A 25,358-nucleotide genomic window follows, 5' to 3' on the forward strand; every position below is an offset into this window, starting at 1 on the left:
CAGGCCGCCGCGACACGCCCGGGATGCGGGTTGTTTTGCGGGGGTGGGGTGGTCCGCGTAATGTCTCCTCTTGTCGCCGGAACGGGCGGGAAGCTGAAAGGCTTCCGGAGCTGTTCTGGCGGGTGATGATCCTGGTGAAACAGAAGTTGCCGCGGCCTACGGGTTGCGTGTGTACCACCAACTGAGCTAGGGTCTGATTCTGCTTCCGACGTGAGTGCTGGGCCTTGTGGTCTGGATCACTCCCACGGGGAGCGGTGGAGTGTGAGCTCCGATGGCTGGCTGTGATGGTCGGTGTCGGGAGCGTCCGTTCCTTGAGAACTCAACAGCGTGCACAATGTCAAATGCCAAATACCCGTGGCATCGTCCTTCTGGATGGTGTCCGGATTCCTTTGGAAAACATTTAAACAAACAAGCAAGTCAGTAATGATTTGTTCTGTCGGTTTCAAACTTGCTGGTTCGTGTTCGATTCCCGTTCACGTCCGGCTTTAGATGTGCCGATCGCCTTCGGGTGATCGTGCGTTTAAGCATTTATGGAGAGTTTGATCCTGGCTCAGGACGAACGCTGGCGGCGTGCTTAACACATGCAAGTCGAACGGTGAAGTCAGAGCTTGCTCTGGCGGATCAGTGGCGAACGGGTGAGTAACACGTGAGTAACCTGCCCCCGACTCTGGGATAACTGCTAGAAATGGTAGCTAATACCGGATATGACGACTGGCCGCATGGTCTGGTCGTGGAAAGAATTTCGGTTGGGGATGGACTCGCGGCCTATCAGGTAGTTGGTGAGGTAATGGCTCACCAAGCCTACGACGGGTAGCCGGCCTGAGAGGGTGACCGGCCACACTGGGACTGAGACACGGCCCAGACTCCTACGGGAGGCAGCAGTGGGGAATATTGCACAATGGGCGAAAGCCTGATGCAGCAACGCCGCGTGAGGGATGACGGCCTTCGGGTTGTAAACCTCTTTTAGTAGGGAAGAAGCGAAAGTGACGGTACCTGCAGAAAAAGCACCGGCTAACTACGTGCCAGCAGCCGCGGTAATACGTAGGGTGCAAGCGTTGTCCGGAATTATTGGGCGTAAAGAGCTCGTAGGCGGTTTGTCGCGTCTGCTGTGAAATCCCGAGGCTCAACCTCGGGTCTGCAGTGGGTACGGGCAGACTAGAGTGCGGTAGGGGAGATTGGAATTCCTGGTGTAGCGGTGGAATGCGCAGATATCAGGAGGAACACCGATGGCGAAGGCAGATCTCTGGGCCGTAACTGACGCTGAGGAGCGAAAGCATGGGGAGCGAACAGGATTAGATACCCTGGTAGTCCATGCCGTAAACGTTGGGAACTAGATGTGGGGACCATTCCACGGTCTCCGTGTCGCAGCTAACGCATTAAGTTCCCCGCCTGGGGAGTACGGCCGCAAGGCTAAAACTCAAAGGAATTGACGGGGGCCCGCACAAGCGGCGGAGCATGCGGATTAATTCGATGCAACGCGAAGAACCTTACCAAGGCTTGACATATACCGGAAACGTGCAGAGATGTACGCCCCGCAAGGTCGGTATACAGGTGGTGCATGGTTGTCGTCAGCTCGTGTCGTGAGATGTTGGGTTAAGTCCCGCAACGAGCGCAACCCTCGTTCTATGTTGCCAGCACGTAATGGTGGGAACTCATAGGAGACTGCCGGGGTCAACTCGGAGGAAGGTGGGGATGACGTCAAATCATCATGCCCCTTATGTCTTGGGCTTCACGCATGCTACAATGGCCGGTACAAAGGGCTGCGATACCGTAAGGTGGAGCGAATCCCAAAAAGCCGGTCTCAGTTCGGATTGAGGTCTGCAACTCGACCTCATGAAGTCGGAGTCGCTAGTAATCGCAGATCAGCAACGCTGCGGTGAATACGTTCCCGGGCCTTGTACACACCGCCCGTCAAGTCATGAAAGTCGGTAACACCCGAAGCCAGTGGCCTAACCGCAAGGGAGGAGCTGTCGAAGGTGGGATCGGTGATTAGGACTAAGTCGTAACAAGGTAGCCGTACCGGAAGGTGCGGCTGGATCACCTCCTTTCTAAGGAGCATGTGCACCTCTCCTCTGTATACAGGGAGATCAAGGGTGCCAAGTCACGCGTCAGGCGTATGTCCTGGCGGTGGCGCTCATGGGTGGAACATTGACATTGATGCCGGCTGATATGTCGTGCTGCTAGTACGCCTCCTTGTGGGGTGGGAACGTGGTGCGGGGTGTCGAGGGCATGTTGCACGCTGTTGGGTCCTGAGGGACCGGGCCGCACCTTTCGGGTGTGTCTGGTTTCTTGTCGGACCCTTTCCGTCGTCCTGTTGTGGATGGCGGTGGGGTACCGCCCGTATATTGAGAACTACACAGTGGACGCGAGCATCTTAGATTCACCGGTTTTCCGGTGGATCACAAAGATCTATTTATAGATCATTGGTCAATTCTGTCTCCTCTAGGGGAGGCGAAACGATTCAATCTCATGTGATTTCAAGATTCTAAGAGCAAACGGTGGATGCCTTGGCATCTGGAGCCGAAGAAGGACGTATAAATCTGCGATAAGCCTCGGGGAGCTGATAATAGAGCTTTGATCCGAGGATCTCCGAATGGGGAAACCCCGCCAGGCCCTTTGGGTGACCTGGTGACTCCCGCCTGAATATATAGGGCGGGTAGAGGGAACGTGGGGAAGTGAAACATCTCAGTACCCACAGGAAGAGAAAGCAAAAGCGATTCCGTTAGTAGTGGCGAGCGAAACCGGAAGAGGCCAAACCGATCATGTGTGATATCCGGTAGGAGTTGCATGGTCGGGGTTGCGGGACTTTCCGTACAGTTCTACCGAGCTGTGAGGGCAATGAGCGCGATATAGACGAATGGTCTTGAAAGGCCAGTCATAGAGGGTGCGAACCCCGTAGTCGAAATGTCGTCGCCTGTCCGGAGAGTATCCCAAGTAGCACGGGGCCCGAGAAATCCCGTGTGAATCTGTCAGGACCACCTGATAAGCCTAAATACTCCCAGATGACCGATAGCGGACAAGTACCGTGAGGGAAAGGTGAAAAGTACCCCGGGAGGGGAGTGAAATAGTACCTGAAACCGTTTGCTTACAAACCGTTGGAGCACCCTTGTTGGTGTGACAGCGTGCCTTTTGAAGAATGAGCCTGCGAGTTAGTGATATGTGGCGAGGTTAACCCGTGAGGGGCAGCCGTAGCGAAAGCGAGTCTTAATAGGGCGTATGAGTCGCATGTTCTAGACCCGAAGCGAAGTGATCTATCCATGGCCAGGTTGAAGCGACGGTAAGACGTCGTGGAGGACCGAACCCACTTCAGTTGAAAATGGAGGGGATGAGCTGTGGATAGGGGTGAAAGGCCAATCAAACTTCGTGATAGCTGGTTCTCTCCGAAATGCATTTAGGTGCAGCGTTGCGTGTTTCTTGCCGGAGGTAGAGCTACTGGATGGACGATGGGCCCCAAAAGGTTACTGACTTCAGCCAAACTCCGAATGCCGGTAAGTGAGAGCGCAGCAGTGAGACGGTGGGGGATAAGCTTCATCGTCGAGAGGGAAACAACCCAGACCACCATCTAAGGTCCCTAAGCGCGTGCTAAGTGGGAAAGGATGTGGAGTTGCATAGACAACCAGGAGGTTGGCTTAGAAGCAGCCACCCTTGAAAGAGTGCGTAATAGCTCACTGGTCAAGTGATTCCGCGCCGACAATGTAACGGGGCTCAAGCACGCCACCGAAGTTGTGGCATTTATATTATAGGCAGGCCTTCGTGGTCCAGCCGTATGGATGGGTAGGAGAGCGTCGTGTGGCCAGCGAAGCGGCGGTGTGAACCAGCCGTGGAGGCCACACGAGTGAGAATGCAGGCATGAGTAGCGAAAGACGGGTGAGAAACCCGTCCTCCGAAAGACCAAGGGTTCCAGGGCCAGGCTAATCCGCCCTGGGTAAGTCGGGACCTAAGGCGAGGCCGACAGGCGTAGTCGATGGACAACGGGTTGATATTCCCGTACCGATGAAGAACCGCCCAAGACAACCCAGTAATGCTAAGTGTCTGAATCCTTGATTCGATCCCTTCGGGGTGACGGTCTTGGCCTAGCACACGACCCTACGCTGGTGCGTTTAGCGTATTAACAGGTGTGACGCAGGAAGGTAGCTGAGCCGGGCGATGGTAGTCCCGGTCTAAGGATGTAGGGCAGAAGATAGGCAAATCCGTCTTCTATTGAGCCTGAGACCCGATGGGTAGTCCTCACGGACGAAATCAGTGATCCTATGCTGCCGAGAAAAGCATCGACGCGAGGTTCCAATCGCCCGTACCCCAAACCGACTCAGGTGGTCAGGTAGAGAATACTAAGGAGATCGAGAGAATCGTGGTTAAGGAACTCGGCAAAATGCCCCCGTAACTTCGGGAGAAGGGGGGCCTGAGGCGTGTAGGGATTTACTCCTGAAGCGTTTGAAGGCCGCAGAGACCAGTGGGAAGCGACTGTTTACTAAAAACACAGGTCCGTGCTAAGTCGCAAGACGATGTATACGGACTGACGCCTGCCCGGTGCTGGAAGGTTAAGAGGAACGGTTAGCACGCAAGTGCGAAGCTGAGAATTTAAGCCCCAGTAAACGGCGGTGGTAACTATAACCATCCTAAGGTAGCGAAATTCCTTGTCGGGTAAGTTCCGACCTGCACGAATGGCGTAACGACTTCCCAGCTGTCTCAACCGCGAACTCGGCGAAATTGCACTACGAGTAAAGATGCTCGTTACGCGCAGCAGGACGGAAAGACCCCGTGACCTTTACTACAGCTTGGTATTGGTGTTCGGTGTGGCTTGTGTAGGATAGGTGGGAGACTTTGAAGCTCGGACGCTAGTTCGGGTGGAGTCATTGTTGAAATACCACTCTGGTCACTCTGGATATCTAACTTCGAACCGTAATCCGGTTCAGGGACAGTGCCTGGTGGGTAGTTTAACTGGGGCGGTTGCCTCCTAAAAAGTAACGGAGGCGCCCAAAGGTTCCCTCAACCTGGTTGGTAATCAGGTGTCGAGTGTAAGTGCACAAGGGAGCTTGACTGTGAGACTGACAAGTCGAGCAGGGACGAAAGTCGGGACTAGTGATCCGGCAGTGGCTTGTGGAAGCGCTGTCGCTCAACGGATAAAAGGTACCTCGGGGATAACAGGCTGATCTTGCCCAAGAGTCCATATCGACGGCATGGTTTGGCACCTCGATGTCGGCTCGTCGCATCCTGGGGCTGGAGTAGGTCCCAAGGGTTGGGCTGTTCGCCCATTAAAGCGGTACGCGAGCTGGGTTTAGAACGTCGTGAGACAGTTCGGTCCCTATCCGCTGCGCGCGTAGGAAATTTGAGAAGATCTATCCCTAGTACGAGAGGACCGGGATGGACGAACCTCTGGTGTGTCAGTTGTTCCGCCAGGAGCACCGCTGATTAGCTACGTTCGGAACGGATAACCGCTGAAAGCATCTAAGCGGGAAGCCGGCTTCGAGATGAGATTTCCATCCCTTTTAGGGTGAAGGCTCCCGGCTAGACTACCGGGTTGATAGGCAGGATGTGGAAGCGAGGACTAAAGACTCGTGGAGCTGACCTGTACTAATAAGCCGATATCTTGAAAACACTTTGCTTGCGTCCACTATGTGGTTCCCGATATACGGTCGGGTATCAATTGAATATCAGCTTGACTGGTCGATTCATCACAGATTTCATGCCCCCTGTGGGGTGTGTATGAGGTGTTTCGGTGGCCATAGCGAGAGGGAAACGCCCGGTTACATTCCGAACCCGGAAGCTAAGACTCTCAGCGCCGATGGTACTGCAGGGGGGACCCTGTGGGAGAGTAGGACACCGCCGGACTTTACTTGTTTGATCGGGGAGGCCCGTCGCACTTTGTGCGGCGGGCCTTTCTGCGTTAACACGCACGATTCCGAGTCGCCGCCGTCACGAGCGCGAGCAGGTGGGCGTAGCGGGCGGGGTCCGTACGGGCTGACATCGATCGGATGCTGATCTCGTGCGGACAGTCCGCCATGCGCGCGTCTCCGGCGAGGGGGCGGACACGTCCCGCAATCTGCCGTCGGCACTGACGCCTTGCAGACGTGCGCGATGCCGATGGTGGACACAGGTGCGCGTCGCGCGATGGGCGTGGCCCGACCGCCACACGACGCTGGTCCGTGCGCAGCCGTTACCCTGGACTCGGATCATCCGCACGACCCACAACACCACAGACATCATCTGGCCCGCGAGGCCGACAGGAGCACAGTGAGCGACTCATCCGATCGAGACAGCCGGCCCGAGGGCCAGGACCGCGGATCGTCGCACTCCCCGCGTGGACGGGACGGCGGGAAGCCTCCGTACGAGCGTGGATCGTCGGGCGCTCCTCGGGGTCCGCGTGACGGCGGGCGAGCATCGGGGCCCCGCGGCGCAGCGGGCGATCGTCCTGCTCGCGATGGCGAGCGGAAGCCCTGGTCGAAGGACGGCGCCGGTGGTCCCGCCCGTCCTGCCCGGGACGGAGAGCGGAAGCCCTGGTCGAAGGACGGCGCCGGCGGTCCCGCCCGTCCCGCTCGCGATGGCGAGCGGAAGCCCTGGTCGAAGGACGGCGCTGGCGGGTCCGCCCGTCCTGCCCGTGATGGCGAACGGAAGCCCTGGTCGAAGGACGGTGCGGCGGGATCCGGCCGACCGTCCGGCGCGGGTGACCGCAAGCCCTGGTCCGCGGACTCCTCCGGTGGCGGTCGTCCGTCGCGCGACGGCGAGCGGAAGCCGTGGTCGCGTGATGGCGCGCCCGCCGGTGCCCGTCCCGCCCGTGATGGCGAGCGGAAGCCGTGGTCGAAGGACGGCCCGCGCGACGCCGGCCGTGGCGGCGGCCGACCGCCCCGCGACGGCGACAAGCTGTGGACGCGGGACGGGCGTCCCGCCCGGAACGACCGCGATGCCCCTCGCTACGAGGAGGCGCTCACCGAGGAGCAGCTCCGCGCTCGCGAGCTGCGATCGGTGCGACCGCGTCATGAGGATCCCGAGATCCCCGAGGACGTGCAGCCGGGGGACCTGGACAGGATCGCGCGCAACGAGCTCAAGACGCTGAGCAAGGACAACGCGGAGGGCGTGGCGCAGCACCTCGTCATGGCGGCCCGTCTGATCGAGGAGGACCCGGAGCTCGCGCACCGCCACGCCACCTCGGCGGCCCGGCGCGCGGGACGCATCGCGGTCGTCCGGGAGTCCCTGGCGATCACCGCGTACGCCGTGGGCGATTACGCACTGGCCCTCCGCGAGCTGCGTACGTACCGGCGCATCTCCGGCAAGAACGACCAGCTGGCCCTGATGGTCGACAGCGAGCGGGGACAGGGACGCCCCGACAAGGCGCTCGAGCTCGGTCGGTCGGTGCCGAAGGAGACCCTGCCCGCGGCGGAGCAGGTCGCCCTCGCGATCGCGATGTCCGGCGCGCGGCTGGACCTCGGACAGACGGAGGCGGCTCTCGACGAGCTGTCCATCGCGCAGCTGAACCGCGACGTGGCCTACTCGTACAGCGCCGACCTGTTCCACGCGTACGCGGAGGTCCTCGAGGAGCTCGGACGGTCCGACGAGGCCGACGCGTGGCGCCAGCGCGCCGACACGGCCGAGGCGGCGTTCGCGGATCCCGACGAGGGGTGGGACGACATGGTCGAGGTCGTCGAGGAGGAGCTGGAGTCCGACGACCAGGTCGACGAGGACCAGGTCGACGAGGAGCTGGTCGACGAGGACCAGACCGGCGACGTCCGGTCCGACGCGGAGGATCTCGACGGCGCGACCGGTGCGGATGATGACGCGGCGGACGAGTCGGCAGAGGACGGCGCCGACGAGCCCGTCGGGCCCGGTGGTGCCGCGCCGGATGACGCGCCGGCTCCGCCGAGCGAGGACGGGGACAGCGCGGAGATCGCCATCGACGTCGACGGCGAGCTGGACGCATCCGCGGGTGCCGAAGGCGACGCGGACACCGCGACCGCGACGGACGTCGACGCGCGACCGCATGCGGATGCGGGCGCCCACGGCGACTCCGCTGACGCCGACGACCGCTCCTCCGACGACGAGGAGCGTGACGGTGTTCGCTAGGGCGGCGAAGGGGAGTGCGCCCCTGGACGGCGTGGACGTGATCCTCGCGGACCTCGACGGCGTGGTGTACGCCGGGCCGGACAGCATCCCGCACGCCATCGATGCGCTGAACCGCGCGGAGGGCGCCGGCATCCGCCTGGGCTACATCACGAACAACGCGTCGCGCACCGACGCGTCCGTCGCCGCGCACCTCAGCTCGCTCGGGCTGACCGTGGCGCCGGAGGACGTCGTCACGTCGCCGCAGGCCGCGCTGCGTCTCCTCGCCGACCGCGTGCCGGCCGGATCCACCGTGCTCGTCGTGGGCGGGGAGGGCCTCGTGCACGAGCTCGAGAAGGCCGGCTACGTCGTCACGCGCACCGTCGAGGACCACCCCGTCGCCGTCGTGCAGGGCTTCGCTCCCGAGGTGGGCTGGACCCAGCTCGCCGAGGCCGCGTTCGCGCTGGCCGACCCGGACGTCGTCTGGGTCGCGACCAACACGGACTGGACCATCCCCGTCGCGCGCGGCATCGCGCCCGGGAACGGCACGCTCGTCTCCGCCGTGCACACGGCCGTCGGCCGGCTGCCGGTGGTCGCCGGCAAGCCGGAGACCCCCATCTTCGACGTGGCACGCGAGCGCTTCGGCGCCCAGCGGCCCGTCTTCCTGGGCGACCGGCTCGACACCGACATCCTCGGGGCGACCCGCGCGGGCATGGCGTCGGTGCACGTCCTGACCGGGATCGACCGGGCCAAGCAGCTCCTCGCGGCGGAGGAGGACCAGCGGCCCACGTTCATCCTCGAGCACCTCGGCCAGCTGCACGAGCCGTACCCGGAGACGCGCTTCTCGCAGCAGGGGAGCGTGGCCACGGTCGGCAAGGCGTCCGTGCGCATCGCGGGCGACCGCGTCGAGGTCGTCAAGGACGGCGGATCCACGATCGACACGCTGCGCGCCGCCTGCGCCGTGATCTGGAACTCCGGCCGGCCGATCTACGGGCTGGACGTGCCGGAGTCGCTGTACGTCGCGACCGGTGCGCGCCCTGCGTAGCGTGACGGCGTGACCGACGACGCGGACCGGCTCGGCGCCCGTGAGCCGGACGCCCGCCCGGCTCCGGCCGGCGACGACCGCGACGTCGCGGAGGAGCTCGTGTCCCGTCTCGAGCTGATCGAGGGGCAGCCGCTCGACGAGCGCGCCGCCTCCTTCGCGCTGCTCCACGACGAGCTCCGCACCCGCCTCGAGGGCGGGGACGGGGCGACGGCGCGTGGCTGACCCGACGCCCGGTCCCGCTGCGGACACGCCGGACGCCGTCGGCGGCGAGCTCCGGCTGGACGCCGCCCTGCCCGCCCTCGGCCTCGCACGCTCACGCACGCACGCCGCCCGCTTGATCGCCGACGGGCTCGTCACGGTCGACGGGCGCGGCGTCGTCAAGGCCTCGTTCCGCGTCGTGCCGGGATCCGTCGTCGAGGTCGCGGGCACGGACGCGTACGTGAGCCGCGGCGCCCACAAGCTCATCGGCGCGCTCGACGCGTTCCCCGGGGTCGTGGTCGCCGGGCGCCTCGCGCTCGACGTCGGCGCGTCCACCGGCGGCTTCACGCAGGTCCTGCTCGAGCGGGGTGCGCGGCGCGTCGTCGCCCTCGACGTGGGGCACGGCCAGCTGGATCCGCTGATCCGCGAGGATCCGCGCGTCGACGTGGTGGAGGGGTTCAACGTCCGCGAGCTCGCGCCGGAGACGCTGGCGGAGGTCGCGCCCGGGACCGCGGGTGAGGCGCCGACGCTGGTCGTCGGCGACCTCTCCTTCATCTCGCTCGGCCTCGTGCTGCCGGCCATCGCGCGCACCGCCGCCGAGGAGGCGGACATCGTGCTGCTGATCAAGCCGCAGTTCGAGGTGGGGCGCACGGGCATCCGCGAGGGCATCGTGCACGACGCGGGCCTGCGGGACGACGCCGTGATGCGCGTGCTCTGGTCGGCGTGGGACCTGGGGCTCGGCACGGCCGGCCTCGTCTCCTCCCCGATCGTCGGCGGTGCCGGGAACCACGAGTACCTCGCCTGGTTCAGCGGTCGTGCGGGGAGCAATCCGACACAATGGAGATCGACGTCGAACGAGATCACAGGAGCGTGAGCGAAGTGGCTGGACCCGCGAGGCACATCCTGGTCGTGTCCCACACCGGGCGGCGCGACTCCATCGACGCGGCGCTCAGCGTGTGCGCGCAGCTCGCGGAGGCCGACGTCCGCATCGTGCTCACGGCCGAGGAGAAGGCCGACATCCTGCCCTTCGCCCCGGAGATGTCCGGCGTCGCGGTGCTCGGCGAGGACGTGCAGACGGCCGACCTCGAGATCGTCATCGTCCTGGGCGGCGACGGCACCATCCTCCGCTCCGCCGAGCTCGTGCGCGGCACCTCGGTGCCGCTCCTCGGGGTCAACCTCGGGCACGTCGGCTTCCTCGCCGAGAGCGAGCGGGAGGACCTGACGGCCACGGTCCGGCGCGTGCTCGACCGGGACTACACGGTGGAGGAGCGGATGACGCTCGACGTCACGCTCAAGGTCGGCGCCGACATCGTCTACCGCACGTGGGCGCTCAACGAGGCGACCGTGGAGAAGGCCAGCCGGGAGCGGATGCTCGAGGTCGTGGTGGAGATCGACGGCCGCCCGCTCGCCTCCTACGGCTGCGACGGCATGGTGGTCTCGACGCCCACCGGATCCACGGCGTACGCGTTCTCGGCCGGCGGTCCCATCGTGTGGCCGAGCCTCGAGGCCATGCTCGTCGTGCCGCTCAGCCCTCACACGCTCTTCGCGCGCTCCCTCGTCGTGGGGCCGGAGTCCACGGTCGCCGTCGAGGTGCTGAGCCGCACCGCCGGCTCCGGCGTGCTCTGGTGCGACGGCCGCCGCACGCGCGACATGCCGCCCGGCGCCCGCGTCGAGGCGCGGCGATCCACCATCCCCGTGCGCCTCGCGCGCCTCAAGCAGTCGCCGTTCACCGACCGCCTCGTGAACAAGTTCGAGCTGCCGGTCACCGGCTGGAGAGGTCCCGTCGACCGTGATTGAGGAGATCACCATCCGCGACCTCGGGGTGATCGGCCAGGCGACGCTGCCGCTCGGCCCGGGCTTCACGGCCGTCACCGGCGAGACCGGCGCGGGCAAGACCATGGTCGTCACCGCGCTCGGGCTCCTGCTCGGCGCGCGTGCCGACTCGGGAGCCGTGCGGCAGGGGAGCGAACGGGCGGTGGTCGAGGGGCGCTGGATCATCGCGGCGGACGGCCCCGTGTCGGAGCGCGTGCGGGACGCCGGGGGGGACGTCGACCCGTTCGGCGACGGCACGCGCGGCGAGCTCATCGTCACGCGCCAGCTGTCGGCCGAGGGCCGCAGCCGCGCGTCCGTCGGGGGCCGGGGCGCCCCCGCGGCGCTGCTCACCGAGATCGGCGAGCAGCTCGTCGTGGTGCACGGGCAGTCCGACCAGATGCGGCTGCGGTCGTCCACGGCGCAGCGCCAGGCGCTCGACCGGTTCGCGGGATCCGCGCTCGCGCCCGTGCTCGGCGAGTACCAGGAGGTCTTCCGGCGCTGGCAGTCCGCCCGGGCCGAGCTCGACCGGCTCGTGACGGAGCAGGACGCCCGCACGCGCGAGGCCGAGGAGCTGCGCGCCGCCATCGACGCGATCGAGGCCGTCGCCCCGCAGCCGGGCGAGGACGAGGAGCTGCGCGAGCGCATCGACCGCCTCACGAACCTCGAGGACCTCCGCGCCGCCGCGTCCGCCGCGCACGAGCTGATGTCCGCGGAGGACGCCTCGGGCGAGATGGCCGACGCCGCCTCCGTGCTCGACACCGCGCACCGCCGGCTCGACCGCGTCGCGGCGCACGACCCGGGCCTCGCGGAGATCATCGAATCCCTCGACACCGCGCGCATCCTCGTGTCGGAGATCGCGGTGCAGCTCTCCGGCTACCTCGCGGGACTCGACGCCGACGGTGCCCGCGAGCTCGAGTCGCTGCAGGACCGCCGGGCGGAGCTCACCGCCCTCACGCGGGTGCACGGGCCCACGGTGGAGGACGCGCTCGCGTTCCTCGACACCGGCAGCGCCCGCCTGCTCGAGCTCGACGGCGACACGGACCGCATCGACCTGCTGCGCGTGGAGGTGGAGCGCGACGAGGCGCTCGTCGGCGAGCTCGGCGCGCGCGTCACCGCGGTGCGCGCGGAGCACGGCGCCCGCCTCGCGGAGGCCGTGACCGCGGAGCTCGGCGCGCTCGCCATGGCCGACGCCTCGCTCGAGGTGCGCGTGTCGCCGCGCGAGGAGCCCGCGCTGTCCGGGGCCGACCGCGTCGAGATCCTGCTGCGGCCGCACGCCGGCGCCGAGGCGCGCCCGCTCGGCCGCGGAGCGTCCGGCGGCGAGCTGTCGCGCGTGATGCTCGCGATCGAGGTCGTGGTGGCCGGCGACGACCCGGTGCCCACCTTCGTGTTCGACGAGGTCGACGCGGGGGTCGGCGGTGCGGCCGCCATCGAGATCGGCCGGCGCCTCGCGCGGCTCGCCGAGCGCGCGCAGGTCATCGTCGTCACCCACCTCGCGCAGGTCGCCGCGTTCTCCACGAACCACCTGCGGGTCGTCAAGGGCGGCGACGGGCAGGTCACCGCGTCCAGCGTCACGCAGCTCGAGGGCGACGCGCGGATCCAGGAGATGGCGCGCCTGCTCTCCGGCTTGCCGGACAGCGAGAGCGGCCTCGCGCACGCCCGCGAGCTCGTGGAGACGGCCGCCTCGCTCCGCTGATCCGCGGCCGACCCGTGGTCCATCCGCCGGGGACCCGCTGCCGGGGCCCGGCGCGGGCCGTCCGCCAGTGGGCCACGCGGGCCGTCGGCGCGCCCGGCTGTCGCACCGCCCCGATTCCCACGTAGGATGGAAGCCCGTGGCGGACATTCATTCAGCAGCGGACACGGACTCGAGCAACACGACCAGCACGACCAGCACGGCAGCAGGCAGGACCACCCGGCACATCTTCGTGACCGGCGGCGTCGTCTCCTCCCTCGGCAAGGGCCTCACGGCGGCCAGCCTCGGCAACCTCCTCACGGCGCGCGGCGTCCGCGTCGTCATGCAGAAGCTCGATCCCTATCTCAACGTGGATCCGGGCACCATGAACCCCTTCCAGCACGGCGAGGTCTTCGTGACCGACGACGGCGCGGAGACCGACCTCGACATCGGGCACTACGAGCGCTTCCTCGACATCGAGCTCGACCAGGCGGCCAACGTGACCACGGGCCAGATCTACTCCGAGGTCATCGCCAAGGAGCGCCGCGGCGAGTATCTCGGCGACACCGTGCAGGTCATCCCGCACATCACCGACGAGATCAAGCGCCGCATGCGCCTGCAGGCCTCCGACGAGCCGCAGCCCGACGTGATCATCACCGAGATCGGCGGCACGGTCGGCGACATCGAGAGCCAGCCGTTCATCGAGGCGGCGCGACAGGTGCGCCACGAGCTCGGGCGGAACAACGTCTTCTTCGTGCACGTCTCGCTCGTGCCGTACATGGGCGCGTCCGGCGAGCAGAAGACCAAGCCCACGCAGCACTCGGTCGCGGCGCTGCGCTCCATCGGGATCCAGCCGGACGCGCTCGTGCTCCGCAGCGACCGGCCCGTCTCCGACTCGAACAAGAAGAAGATCGCGCTCATGTGCGACGTGGACGAGCAGGCCGTCGTGAACGCGGTGGACGTGCCGAGCATCTACGACATCCCGGAGATGCTGCACCGCCAGGGCCTCGACAGCTACATCATCGACCACCTGGGGCTCCCCGCCGCGGACGCCGTCGACTGGTCCGGCTGGAGCGACCTCCTCGACGCCGTGCACGACCCGAAGCACGAGGTCACCGTCGGCCTGGTCGGCAAGTACATCGACCTGCCCGACGCGTACCTCTCGGTCACCGAGGCGCTCCGCGCCGGCGGGTTCGCGCACTCGACGCGCGTGAAGCTGCGCTGGGTCGCGTCCGACGAGTGCGAGACGCCCGAGGGCGCCGCGAAGATGCTCGGCGACCTCGACGCGCTGTGCGTGCCGGGCGGCTTCGGGATCCGCGGCATCGAGGGCAAGCTCGGCGCGCTGAAGTTCGCGCGCGACAACAAGATCCCCGTGCTCGGCCTGTGCCTCGGCCTGCAGTGCATGGTCATCGAGTACGCGCGCAACGAGGCCGACCTCGCCGGCGCCTCCTCCACCGAGTTCGACCCGGACAGTGCGTTCCCCGTCATCGCGACGATGGCGGAGCAGGTGGACATCATCGCGGGCGGCGACCTGGGCGGCACCATGCGCCTCGGCGTGTACGAGGCGGCGCTCACGGAGGGCAGCCTCGCGGCCGAGCTCTACGGCGCACCCGTCTCGCACGAGCGCCACCGCCACCGCTACGAGGTCAACAACCAGTTCCGCGAGCGCATCCAGGACGCCGGGCTCGTGTTCTCGGGCACGTCGCCCGACGGCACGCTCGTCGAGTACGTGGAGCTCCCGCGCGAGGTGCACCCGTTCTACATCGGCACGCAGGCGCACCCGGAGCTCCGGTCGCGCCCGAACCGCGCGCACCCGCTGTTCGCCGGGCTCATCCGCGCGGCCCTCGACCGCCAGGCGGCCAGCACGCTGTTCGCCGAGGACGACGCGGAGGCCGTCGCGTGACCGACGCCCCCACGGGATCCCCGGCCGACGGGCTCCACGACGACCCGGTGACGTACGAGATCACGTCGAGCGAGCGCGTATTCGAGGGCAAGATCTGGGACATCCGCCGCGAGACGTTCCGCTACGGCGACGGCGAGATCACGCGGGAGTACGTCGACCACACGGGCGCCGTCGCGGTCCTCGCGATCGACGACCAGGACCGCGTGCTCCTCATCAAGCAGTACCGGCACCCCGTGCGCACGCGCGAGTGGGAGATCCCGGCGGGACTCCTCGACGTCACGGACGAGCCGCCGCTGACGGCCGTGCAGCGGGAGCTCGCGGAGGAGGTCGACCTCGAGGCCGCCGAGTGGAGCGTGCTCGCCGAGTTCCTCACGACGCCCGGCGGCAGCGACGAGGCGATCCGCGTCTACCTCGCCCGCGGGCTCACCCCCACGGCGGAGGCGTTCGCGCGCACCGACGAGGAGGCCGACATCGAGAAGCGCTGGGTCGACCTCGACGAGGTCGTCACCGCGGTGCTCGAGCGGCGGATCCAGAACCCGTCGACCGTGATCGCGGTGCTGCAGGCGCACGTCGCCCGCTCGCGCGGCTGGGCGTCGCTCGGACCCGCGGACGCGCCGTGGCCCCGGCACCCGAAGCTCCGCGACGGCGGGAGCGCGTCGGGGTCGTGACCGCCGCGGCCGAGGGGACCGGGGGAGCCGCGCCCGACGTCGCGCCCGAGGTCCCGGCTGCGCCCGAGGTCCCCGTCGCGCTGCGCCGCGCCGTCGACCGCTGGCTCCGCCACGTCGAGGTCGAGCGGGGCCTCTCGCGCAACACGGTCCAGGCGTACCGCCGCGACCTCGCGCGCTACACGGCGCACCTCGCGGAGGCGGGCGTCGCGGATCCCGCCGACGCGACCGCCGCGCACGTCACCGGCTTCGCGCAGCGGGTCCGCGACCCCGAGCAGGGCGGCCTCACCGCGTCGTCGCTGGCGCGCATGCTGTCGAGCGTCCGGTCGTTCCACCGCTTCCTCGTGGAGGAGGGGATCGTCGAGGTCGACGTGTCCGCCGACGCGCGGCCGCCGAAGCTGCCGAGCCGCCTCCCGAAGGCCGTCTCCATCGAGACGATGACGCGGATCCTCGACGCGACCGACGGCGACGATCCGCTCCGCGTGCGCGACAAGGCCCTCCTCGAGCTGCTGTACGCCACGGGCGCGCGCGTCAGCGAGATCACCGCGCTCACGGTCGACGACGTGCTCGGCCCGGACGGCGCCGCCGACGAGCTGGTGCGCGTCCTCGGCAAGGGCGGCAAGCAGCGGATCGTGCCCGTGGGGTCGTTCGCGCGCCGCGCCGTGGACGCCTACCTGGTGCGGGTCCGCCCGATCCTCGCCGCGCGCGGCACCGCGACGCCCGCCCTCTTCCTCGGCCTCCGCGGGCACGCGCTATCCCGTCAGAACGCGTGGCTCGTGATCAAGGCGGCAGCCGAGCGCGCCGGCGTGACGGAGGAGATCTCCCCGCACACGTTCCGCCACTCCTTCGCGACGCACCTGCTGGCGGGCGGCGCCGACGTGCGCGTGGTGCAGGAGCTGCTCGGGCACTCGTCGGTCGCGACCACGCAGATCTACACGCGCGTGACGGTCGACACCCTGCGCGACGTCTACACGACCGCGCACCCGCGTGCCCGCCGGGCGTGACGCGGCCTCCCCGGTAGACTCGCAGGATCCGGCGGGACCGCGCCGGAGGAGCGGCAGGAAGAGACCCACGTGACGCGCAAGCCAGATGTGACCGAGCTCCCGGGAATGGACGTCCCCGTGCTCGGACCCACCGGCCGGGAGCTGCGCGACTTCGCCGAGCCGGAGCCGCTCGCCTCGCACGGGCCCGCCAAGATCATCTCGCTCTGCAACCAGAAGGGCGGCGTCGGCAAGACGACCACCGCCATCAACCTCGGTGCCGCGTTCGCGAGCTACGGCCGACGGGTGCTGGCCGTCGACTTCGACCCGCAGGGCGCGCTGTCCGCCGGCCTCGGCGTGCAGACCCACGACGCCGTCACGGTCTACGACCTCCTGCTCGGCACCGTGAAGGACCCGCGCGAGGCCATCCAGACCACGGGCTTCGAGGGCCTCGACATCATCCCGGCCAACATCGACCTGTCGGCGGCGGAGGTGCATCTCGTCAACGAGGTGGCGCGCGAGCAGATCCTCGCGAGCGTGCTGCGCAAGGTGAGCGGCGACTACGACGTCATCCTCATCGACTGCCAGCCGTCCCTCGGCCTCCTCACCGTCAACGCTCTCACGGCGAGCCACGGCGTGCTGATCCCGCTCGAGTGCGAGTACTTCGCGCTCCGCGGCGTGGCCCTGCTCGTGGAGACCATCGAGAAGGTCAAGGACCGGCTGAACCCGGGGCTCGCGCTCGACGGGATCCTCGCGACCATGTACGACTCCCGCACGCTGCACTCCCGCGAGGTGCTGCAGCGCGTGGTCGAGGCGTTCGACGACAGCGTGCTCGAGACCGTGATCGGCCGCACCGTGAAGTTCCCGGACGCGTCGGTGGCGGGCAAGCCCATCATCCAGTTCGCGCCCGAGCACCCGGCCGCGCTCGCGTACCGCAAGGTGGCGCGGGAGCTCATCGCGCGTGGCGCCGTCGCGTAGGGGCACGTCCCTGGTGGAGCCCGAGCTCCCCGACGCCCCGACCGGCACGGATCCGGAGCGCGCGTTCCGCGTCAGCATCGGCAACTTCGAGGGCCCGTTCGACCTGCTGCTCTCGCTCATCGGCAGCCACGAGATGGACATCACCGAGGTGAGCCTCAGCCTCGTGACCCACGAGTTCATCGCGCACATCCGCGGGCTCGACGGGCCGGACGACCTCGACGAGGCCAGCTCGTTCCTCGTCGTGGCCGCGACCCTGCTCGACCTCAAGCTCGTCGGCCTCCTGCCGCAGGGGGAGCTGGTGGACGCCGAGGACGTCGCGCTCCTCGAGGCCCGCGACCTGCTGTTCGCGCGGCTGCTGCAGTATCGCGCGTTCAAGCAGGCGGCCGCGTGGTTCCAGGAGCGGATCGCCGCCGAGTCGACCCGCGCCTTCCGCGACGTGCCGCTCGAGGAGCGGTTCCGCGCGCAGGTGCCGGAGCTCGTCTGGACCACCTCGCCCGCCGACCTCGCCGCCATCGCGCTGCTCGCGCTCGCGCCGCGCGAGATCCCGACCGTGGGGCTCGACCACCTGCACGCGCCGCTCGTGAGCATCCGCGAGCAGGCCGCCGTGGTCGTCGCGCGGCTGCGGGACGGGGAGCCGGTCACGTTCCGCGAGCTCGTGGCCGACGCGGGGCTCACGGGCGTCGTGATCGCGCGGTTCCTCGCGGTTCTCGAGCTGTACCGGGTCGCCGCGATCGAGTTCGACCAGCCGGAGGCGCTCGGCGAGCTCACGCTCACCTGGACCGCCGAGAGCTGGTCCGACGACGCGCTCGCGAGCCTGGGGGCCGGCTATGACAGCTGAGCCGGATCCCGTGGACGCGGACGTGGACGCGGGCGCCGTCGACGGCCGGCCCGACGCCCCGCTCGACCTCGACCGCGCGCTCGAGGCGCTGCTCATGGTCGCCGACGAGCCGCAGAGCGTCACGACGCTCGCGACCGCCACCTCGACGCCCGTGAAGGAGGTGCGGCGCTCCATCCAGCGCCTCGTCGACGACTTCGACGGTCGGACCGGGGGAGTGCGCCGCGGCTTCGAGCTGCGCGAGGTCGGCGGCGGCTGGCGCGTGTACGTGCGGCCCGAGTACGACGTGGTCGTGCGCGACCACGTGCTCACCCAGAACCCCACCCGCCTCTCGCAGGCGGCCCTCGAGACGCTCGCGGTGATCGCCTACAAGCAGCCGATCAGCCGCAGCCAGGTCGCCGCCATCCGCGCCGTGAACGTCGACTCGGTGGTGCGGACGCTGCTCGCGCGGGGCCTCGTGACCGAGGCCTACACCGACGGCGAGACCGGCGCGATCCATTACGGTACGACAGACCACCTGCTCACGCAGCTCGGCATCAACTCGCTCGACGAGCTCCCCCCGATCTCCCCGTTGCTCCCCGACGGGGCGGAAGGCTTCCATGACCCCCTCCACTGAGAACAGCCACGCCTGGCAGCCCCACTCGAACGCACAGGCCGACGAGCCGGTGCAGGGCGTCCGCCTGCAGAAGGTGATGGCCGCCGCGGGCGTCGCCAGCCGCCGCGTCTGCGAGGACATGATCGCCGCCGGTCGCGTCACCGTGAACGGCGAGGTCGTCACCGAGCCCGGCCGCCGGATCGACCCGGACGTGGACGAGGTCGCGGTCGACGACCAGGCCGTGCAGCTCGACACCTCCAAGCGCTACCTGATGCTCAACAAGCCCGTCGGCATCTACTCCTCGCTGCGCGACGAGCGCGGCCGGCCCGACCTCCGCGAGTTCACCGAGGAGTTCGAGGAGCGCCTGTTCAACGTCGGCCGCCTCGACGCGGAGACGAGCGGCCTGCTGATCCTCACCAACGACGGCGACCTCGCGCACGTGCTCGCGCACCCGTCGTTCGGCGTGCTGAAGACGTACATCGCCAAGGTCACCGGTCGGGTCACGCCGCAGACGATCCAGCGGCTCACGCAGGGCGTCGACCTCGAGGACGGGCCGATCCAGGCGGATCGCGCGCGCATCCTCTCGGGCGGCGGCGACCAGACGCTCGTGGAGATCACGCTGCACTCGGGCCGCAACCGCATCGTCCGCCGCATGCTCGACGAGGTCGGCCACCCGGTGGAGGAGCTCGTGCGCCGCCAGTTCGGGCCGCTGCACCTCGGATCCCTCGGGGTCGGCCGCGTGCGCGACCTGACGTCCGACGAGCTCGGCCAGCTCCTCACCATCTCCCGCGAGGCCCGCGCGCAGGCCGGACCCGCGAACCCGCAGGGCGCCGGCGCGGCCGCCGAGGCGCAGGGGGACGTCGACCGCGAGGACGGCGAGTGAGCGATCAGGCCGCCTCCCCGGAGGCGACCGACACGCGCGTGCAGGGGACCGTCCGCATCGTCGGCACAGGTCTCCTCGGCACGAGCATCGCCCTCGGGCTCCGAGCCCGCGGCGTCGACGTGGTGCTCGCCGACGCGTCGCCGACCACGCTCCGCCTCGCCGCCGACATGGGGGCGGGACGCATCGCCGACGTCGGCGCCGCGCCCGACCGCCCGTCGCTCGTCGTGGTGTGCGTGCCGCCGGACGTGACCGCGCGCGTGGTCGCGGCCGAGCTGGACGCGCACCCGGACGCGCTCGTCACCGACGTCGCGAGCGTGAAGGCCGCCCCGCTCGAGGAGCTGCGCGCCCTGGGCGCCGACCTCTCCCGCTACCTCGGGTCGCACCCGCTCGCCGGGCGCGAACGCGGCGGCCCCGTCTCCGCGACGGGCGACCTCTTCCTCGGCCGGCCCTGGGTCATCGCCGGGCACGGCGGCATCAGCTACACCGCGGGCGCGCCCGTCGAGCAGCTGATCCTCGACCTCGGCGCCGTCCCCATCGAGATGACGGCGGAGGAGCACGACGCCTCCGTGGCGCTCGTGTCGCACGTGCCGCAGATCGTCGCGAGCCTGCTCGCGTCGCGGCTGACGGACGGATCCGGCACCGCCCTCGGCCTGTCCGGGCAGGGCCTCCGCGACACCACGCGCATCGCGTCGAGCGACGCGTCGCTGTGGGTGCAGATCCTCGGCGCCAACGCGTCGCGCATCGTGCCGATCCTCCGCGCCATGCGCACCGACCTCGACGAGGTCATCGACGCGCTCGACGACGTCGACGCGCAGGGCGCCCGGCTCCGGGTGGCCGAGCGGATCCAGGCGGGCAACGCCGGCGTCGCCCGCATCCCCGGCAAGCACGGGCAGGACCGCCGCTTCGCCGCGATCACCGTGATGATCGACGACCGCCCCGGCCAGCTGGCCGCGCTGATCTCCGACGTGGGCGCCGCCGACGTCAGCATCGAGGACCTGCGCCTCGAGCACTCGCAGGGCGCGCAGGTGGGTCTCGTCGAGATCGCCGTGCTGCCCGAGGCCCGCGACCGCCTGGTCGCGCGGCTCGACGAACGGAACTGGAGGATCGCCGGATGACCGGACGAGACATGCCCGCCGACGACACCACCGTGCCCGGGACGGAGGCGAGCGAGGCGCCCGCGCCGGACGCGCTCGCGCCGGACGCGCCCGGGGCCGACCCGCTGGAGGACGTCCTGCTGGTGGACGCCACGCTCAACCGCACGGTCGTCGCCGTCGACGGCCCCGCCGGCAGCGGGAAGTCGAGCGTGAGCCGCGCTGCCGCGCGCGCCCTCGGCTTCGACTACCAGGACACGGGCGCCGCGTACCGCGCGCTCAGCTGGTTCGCGCTGGAGAGCGGCGTCGACACCGAGGACCCCGCGACGGTCACGAGCCTCATCGAGGGCTTCGAGTACGACATCGCGATCGACCCGTCCGAGACGCGCGTCACCGTCCGCGGCACCGACGTCACGGAGGCCATCCGCACGCCCCGCGTGTCCGCCGTCGTGAGCCGCGTGGCCCGCGTGCCGGAGGTGCGCCACTACATGGTGGAGCTGTTCCGCTCGCTCATGGCATCGAGCGACAAGCCCGGCATCGTGGTCGAGGGGCGCGACATCACGACCGTCGTCGCACCGGACGCGCAGGTGCGCATTCTGCTGACGGCCTCCCCGGAAGCTAGGATGAGGAGGCGTTCCGCGGAGACGACCGACCAGTCGGCCGCCGCGGTCGGCGAATCACTCGCCTCCCGGGATCGGGCCGACTCGCAGGTCGTCGATTTCATGAACGCCGCAGATGGTGTGACCACCATCGACTCCACGGAGATCGACTTCGACCAGACCGTCCAGGCGGTGGTCGATCTCGTTCACGCACGAAACAGATTGAGGCGCGGCCCGGTGACGGGCCGACACGCCAGAGGAACAACATGGCTGATCACGACGACGACTTCCCCGAGCTCGACAGCGGGCTCTCCGAGCGCCTGTCGAGCATCGACGAGGAGCTGGCCGCGCAGCGCGCGCAGACGCTCCGCGCAGGGCTCGAGGACTACGAGCTGGAGGACGAGGACCTGGAGGTCCTCGAGTCCGCCACCGACGACCCGGACCAGGTCACGTACCTGCCGGCGCTGCCCGTGCTCGCGGTCGTGGGCCGCCCGAACGTGGGCAAGTCGGCGCTCATCAACCGGATCCTCGGCCGCCGCGAGGCCGTCGTCGAGGACACCCCCGGCGTCACGCGCGACCGCGTCTCCTACAAGGCCGAGTACGCCGGCCGCTGGTTCACCCTGGTGGACACCGGCGGCTGGGAGCCCGACGCCAAGGGCATCAACGCGTCCGTGGCCATGCAGGCCGAGATCGCGATGGACCTCGCCGACGCCGTGCTCTTCGTCGTCGACGCGAACGTGGGCGCCACGAGCACGGACGAGCACGTCGTCCGCCTGCTCCGCAAGACCAAGAAGACGGTGATCCTCGCGGCCAACAAGGTCGACGACGCGCGCCAGGAGCCGAACGCCGCCACGCTGTGGTCGCTCGGCCTCGGCGAGCCGCACCCCGTCTCCGCGCTGCACGGCCGCGGCGTCGCGGACCTGCTCGACCTGGTGCTGAAGACCCTGCCGCTCGTCTCCAAGGTCGCCAAGGAGGAGGTCGGCGGTCCCCGCCGCGTCGCCATCCTCGGCCGCCCGAACGTCGGCAAGTCGAGCCTGCTCAACAAGGCTGCGGGCGAGGAGCGCGTGGTCGTCAACGAGCTCGCCGGCACCACGCGCGATCCCGTCGACGAGCAGGTGGAGATCGCCGGCAAGGTGTGGCGCTTCGTCGACACCGCCGGCATCCGCCGCCGCATGCACCTCGCCCAGGGCGCCGACTTCTACGCGTCGCTCCGCACGAGCGCGGCACTGGAGAAGGCGGAGGTCGCGGTCGTCATGATCGACGTCTCCGAGGTCATCAGCGAGCAGGACATCCGCATCATCGAGCTGGTGCTCGAGTCGGGCCGCGCGCTCGTGCTGGCGTTCAACAAGTGGGACCTCCTCGACGACGAGCGTCGCCGCTACCTCGAGCGCGAGATCGAGACCGACCTCGCGCACGTGTCGTGGGCGCCGCGCGTCAACATCTCGGCGCGCACCGGCCGCCACATGGAGAAGCTCGTGCCGGCGCTCGAGACGGCGCTGGAGTCGTGGGACACCCGCATCGCGACGGGCAAGTTCAACGCGTTCCTCGCCGAGCTCACCGCGGCGCACCCGCACCCCGTGCGCGGCGGCAAGCAGCCGCGCATCCTGTTCGGCACGCAGGCCTCGAGCCGTCCGCCGACATTCGTGCTCTTCACGACCGGGTACCTCGACCCGCAGTACCGCCGCTACATCCAGCGCCGCCTGCGCGAGATCTACGGCTTCGAGGGCAGCCCGATCATCGTCAACATGCGCGTGCGGGAGAAGCGGAAGCGCTAGCGAGCGCGGCGCGGAAGCGCTAGCACGCGCTCCCGCGGGCTCCGGCTCGCAGTACGACGGACGGCGTCGATCCCTTGTCGGGGTCGGCGCCGTCCGTCGTCGTGCGTCAGCGGCCGGGCGCGGAGGCCGGCTGCAGGAACACGGTCAGCTCGAGGGCGGTGGCGGGCACGTCCTCGAGGGCCACGGCCATCTCGGGGGTCACCCGCTGCACGGATGCGGTCGACCGGCACACCCCGTCGCGGTCGGTCGACTCGCCGACGGAGCCGAGGATCTCCTCGGGGGTCACAGCGGTGATCCTCCGGCTCGCCGTCACCAGCTCCGCGGTCGAATGCGGCGCACGGCGCACGACCAGGTGGTCGAAGATCGGCTCCAGCCTCTCCCTCGCCAGCCGCACGTCTGTCGCCGTGACGGTGGCGGACCGGCTGTCGGCGGTGATCTCCAGGTGGACCCCCACGATCACGCCCCTCTCGCGGAGCGCCCGCAGGGCCGTCGTGATCTCGGAGCTCGGGGGATCGCCGTGGTCCATGGTGCCCACCGGTGCGACGGGACCCTCGTCGACCGCCCGGGAGACCGCGACCGACCTGCCCGTCCAGACGCCCGTCAGGCGTGCGTGCCGCGCCTCGGCGTCCGGCCACGCGGGCGTGTCGGCGCCGCCGCCGTCCAGCCGCACGACCAGGGGCTGGTCCAGCATGACTCCGGGGAGGAGGTCGGGGTGCAGCGGTCCCAGCAGCAACCCTCGATCCCTGCCGTCCGTGACGACGATGCCCGAGACCGTCACCTCGTCCCCGGGGCGGAGGACGAGCGGCCATGCGTTCATGCGTCGACGTCCCTCGTCCGATGCCACCTCGTGCAGTGGGTCGCTCGCGCTCCCTGTCTCAGGAGCCTCGTGTCCTCGAAGCGTAGACGGACGGCGTCGATCCCCTGTCGGGGTCGGCGCCGTCCGTCGTCGTGGGGCCGGTGCGGATCACGTGTACCAGGTGGGCTCCGGGATCTCGCCGAGGAGCACGTGCCGGCCGACCTCGCGCCGCTTGTACGCGATCGGGTCGTGGAGGCTGTGGGTGCGGAGGTTCCGCCAGAAGACGTCGAGCCCGACGCTCGACGCCGACGCGCGAGCGCCCGTGAGCTCGAACACGCGCGTGCCGACCTCGAGGCCGTCCTCGACGATGCGCGCCTTGGCCGCGGCGACCCGCACGGCGATCTCGCCGCGCTTCCGCTCGGTGAGCTTCTCGCGGGGCGCGTGCAGCACCGCGCTGATCTCGGCGCCCACCGCATCCAGCAGCGCCTCCGACGCCCAGAGCTTCGACTGCAGCTGCCCGTAGCCCTCCAGGACGTACCACTCGTCGGTCGCGCGCTCCTTGTCGTCGCCGCCGTAGGGCCACGCACGCGTCGTGCTCCGCGTGTAGGCGGCGGCCGTCTCGAGCGCGCCCTCCGCGATGCCCTGGTAGAAGTTCGCGAACACGAGCTGGATGGCGGGGACGTTAAGGGTGCCGTAGGTGAGCGGCTGGAAGACCCTGTCGACGAAGCCGGCCGCGTCGGACCACGGCACCCGCACGTCGCGGATCTCCACCGATCCCGACTCCGTGAGCCGCTGCCCGAGGCTGTCCCAGTCGTGGCCGAAGACGATGCCCGGCTGGTCCGTCGGCACGATCGCGAAGACGTGGGTGTCCGTGCCCTCGACGACGCCCTCGAGCACGGTGAGGTCCGAGACGACGCCGCCCGTGGAGAACGACTTCCGGCCGGAGTAGACGAGCTCGTCGCCGTCCTCGCGGATGACGAGGTCGGAGTCGCGCGGGTTCACGGCGCCGCCGAAGAGGAGGTTCCCGGTGGTGGCGAGCTTCTCGACCGCCTCGATCTGCGCATCGGTCGCGACGAGACGCGCGGCCCACGCCCAGAGGTAGTGGTAGCCGAGGAGCTGGCCGATGGATCCGTCGCCGCGGGCGACCGCGCGGATCACCCTGTACGCCGTGTCCCAGGTCTGCCCGCCGCCGCCGTGCTCCGCGGGGCCGAGCAGCGTGACGAGGCCGGCGTGCTTGAGGAGCGCGACCTCCTGGTGCGGGCTGGCGCCGGCGCGGTCGCGCTCGACCTGGTCGACGGCGAGGATGTCGGCGACCTCCCGGGCGCGGGCGATCCACGCGGCCGGGGTCGTGGGGCGCCGGGTGCCCTTCCAGCGGTCGACGGGGGCGTCGCCGAGGGGTGCGGGGCGGGGGCGGTCCGCGGCGGATCGCGCGGTTCCGGGGGATGCGGCCGAACCGGATGAGGGTCGGGGCTCGCGGTCGATCAGGGTCATGTCCTGTCCTCT

Annotated in this window: 17 protein-coding genes, 3 rRNA genes and 1 pseudogene; 19 read left to right on the forward strand and 2 right to left on the reverse strand. The window is 68.9% G+C overall.

Annotated features, from left to right (window positions below):
- Positions 1-527: 527 nt before the first annotated feature.
- The 19 genes and pseudogenes from QFZ62_RS00005 to der all read left to right on the forward strand — a co-directional run bounded on the left by QFZ62_RS00005 (position 528) and on the right by der (position 23,059).
- Positions 528-2,048 (forward strand): 16S ribosomal RNA (locus tag QFZ62_RS00005).
- Between the two features lie 427 nt (positions 2,049-2,475).
- Positions 2,476-5,595: ribosomal RNA gene (locus QFZ62_RS00010) — 23S ribosomal RNA — on the forward strand.
- A gap of 117 nt (positions 5,596-5,712) precedes the next feature.
- Positions 5,713-5,829: ribosomal RNA gene (gene rrf / locus QFZ62_RS00015) — 5S ribosomal RNA — on the forward strand.
- Together the 16S, 23S and 5S rRNA genes form the textbook arrangement of a ribosomal RNA operon.
- Positions 5,830-6,960: 1,131 nt before the next feature.
- The gene (locus tag QFZ62_RS00020) at positions 6,961-8,055 is read left to right on the forward strand and encodes a hypothetical protein (RefSeq protein ID WP_307500735.1); all 1,095 of its coding nucleotides are present in this window, start codon (positions 6,961-6,963) and stop codon (positions 8,053-8,055) included.
- Positions 8,045-9,076 carry an HAD-IIA family hydrolase gene (locus QFZ62_RS00025; protein WP_307507630.1) on the forward strand — a complete coding sequence of 344 codons (1,032 nt, stop codon included), beginning with the start codon at positions 8,045-8,047 and terminating at the stop codon, positions 9,074-9,076. Before QFZ62_RS00020 ends, QFZ62_RS00025 begins: the two co-directional genes overlap by 11 nt.
- A 9-nt stretch (positions 9,077-9,085) precedes the next feature.
- Positions 9,086-9,298, forward strand: coding sequence for a hypothetical protein (locus tag QFZ62_RS00030; RefSeq protein WP_307500736.1), 213 nt, complete (start codon positions 9,086-9,088; stop codon positions 9,296-9,298).
- The gene (locus QFZ62_RS00035) at positions 9,291-10,148 is read left to right on the forward strand and encodes a TlyA family RNA methyltransferase (protein ID WP_307500737.1); all 858 of its coding nucleotides are present in this window, start codon (positions 9,291-9,293) and stop codon (positions 10,146-10,148) included. The genes QFZ62_RS00030 and QFZ62_RS00035 overlap by 8 nt, the downstream gene beginning before the upstream one ends.
- Before the next feature lie 5 nt (positions 10,149-10,153).
- Entirely contained in the window at positions 10,154-11,071 is a 918-nt protein-coding gene (locus tag QFZ62_RS00040; protein ID WP_373425922.1) for an NAD kinase, read from the forward strand.
- Positions 11,064-12,779, forward strand: a complete 1,716-nt coding sequence (gene recN, locus QFZ62_RS00045; protein WP_307500739.1) for a DNA repair protein RecN — start codon at positions 11,064-11,066, stop codon at positions 12,777-12,779. Before QFZ62_RS00040 ends, recN begins: the two co-directional genes overlap by 8 nt.
- Positions 12,780-12,915: 136 nt before the next feature.
- On the forward strand, positions 12,916-14,658 hold the full coding sequence (locus QFZ62_RS00050; RefSeq protein ID WP_307500740.1) for a CTP synthase: 1,743 nt from the start codon (positions 12,916-12,918) through the stop codon (positions 14,656-14,658).
- Positions 14,655-15,326, forward strand: coding sequence for an NUDIX hydrolase (locus tag QFZ62_RS00055; protein WP_307500741.1), 672 nt, complete (start codon positions 14,655-14,657; stop codon positions 15,324-15,326). The genes QFZ62_RS00050 and QFZ62_RS00055 overlap by 4 nt, the downstream gene beginning before the upstream one ends.
- Positions 15,323-16,327 (forward strand): site-specific tyrosine recombinase XerD, encoded by a 1,005-nt coding sequence (xerD, locus tag QFZ62_RS00060; RefSeq protein WP_307500742.1) that lies wholly within the window; start codon positions 15,323-15,325, stop codon positions 16,325-16,327. Before QFZ62_RS00055 ends, xerD begins: the two co-directional genes overlap by 4 nt.
- Positions 16,328-16,432: 105 nt before the next feature.
- Positions 16,433-17,281, forward strand: a complete 849-nt coding sequence (locus QFZ62_RS00065) for a ParA family protein (protein ID WP_373425965.1) — start codon at positions 16,433-16,435, stop codon at positions 17,279-17,281.
- 13 nt (positions 17,282-17,294) lie between these two features.
- On the forward strand, positions 17,295-18,119 hold the full coding sequence (locus tag QFZ62_RS00070) for a ScpA family protein (protein WP_307500744.1): 825 nt from the start codon (positions 17,295-17,297) through the stop codon (positions 18,117-18,119).
- Positions 18,109-18,732, forward strand: a complete 624-nt coding sequence (gene scpB / locus QFZ62_RS00075; RefSeq protein ID WP_307500745.1) for an SMC-Scp complex subunit ScpB — start codon at positions 18,109-18,111, stop codon at positions 18,730-18,732. The genes QFZ62_RS00070 and scpB overlap by 11 nt, the downstream gene beginning before the upstream one ends.
- Complete coding sequence (locus QFZ62_RS00080) at positions 18,716-19,594, forward strand: pseudouridine synthase (RefSeq protein ID WP_307500746.1); 879 nt, start codon at positions 18,716-18,718, stop codon at positions 19,592-19,594. The genes scpB and QFZ62_RS00080 overlap by 17 nt, the downstream gene beginning before the upstream one ends.
- Positions 19,591-20,709, forward strand: a complete 1,119-nt coding sequence (locus QFZ62_RS00085) for a prephenate dehydrogenase (protein WP_307500747.1) — start codon at positions 19,591-19,593, stop codon at positions 20,707-20,709. Before QFZ62_RS00080 ends, QFZ62_RS00085 begins: the two co-directional genes overlap by 4 nt.
- A gap of 119 nt (positions 20,710-20,828) precedes the next feature.
- Positions 20,829-21,500: pseudogene (cmk, locus tag QFZ62_RS00090) on the forward strand ((d)CMP kinase); the annotation flags it as partial.
- A 50-nt stretch (positions 21,501-21,550) separates the two neighbouring features.
- The gene (gene der / locus QFZ62_RS00095; RefSeq protein ID WP_307500748.1) at positions 21,551-23,059 is read left to right on the forward strand and encodes a ribosome biogenesis GTPase Der; all 1,509 of its coding nucleotides are present in this window, start codon (positions 21,551-21,553) and stop codon (positions 23,057-23,059) included.
- Positions 23,060-23,165: 106 nt separating this feature from the next.
- On the opposite strand, the gene QFZ62_RS00100 is transcribed toward der, so the two are convergent.
- Complete coding sequence (locus QFZ62_RS00100; protein WP_307500749.1) at positions 23,166-23,876, reverse strand: hypothetical protein; 711 nt, start codon at positions 23,874-23,876, stop codon at positions 23,166-23,168.
- 147 nt (positions 23,877-24,023) lie between these two features.
- Positions 24,024-25,346 carry an acyl-CoA dehydrogenase family protein gene (locus QFZ62_RS00105; protein ID WP_307500750.1) on the reverse strand — a complete coding sequence of 441 codons (1,323 nt, stop codon included), beginning with the start codon at positions 25,344-25,346 and terminating at the stop codon, positions 24,024-24,026.
- Between the last annotated feature and the right edge of the window lie 12 nt (positions 25,347-25,358).

This window comes from Clavibacter sp. B3I6, assembly GCF_030816895.1.
Taxonomy (GTDB): domain Bacteria; phylum Actinomycetota; class Actinomycetes; order Actinomycetales; family Microbacteriaceae; genus Clavibacter.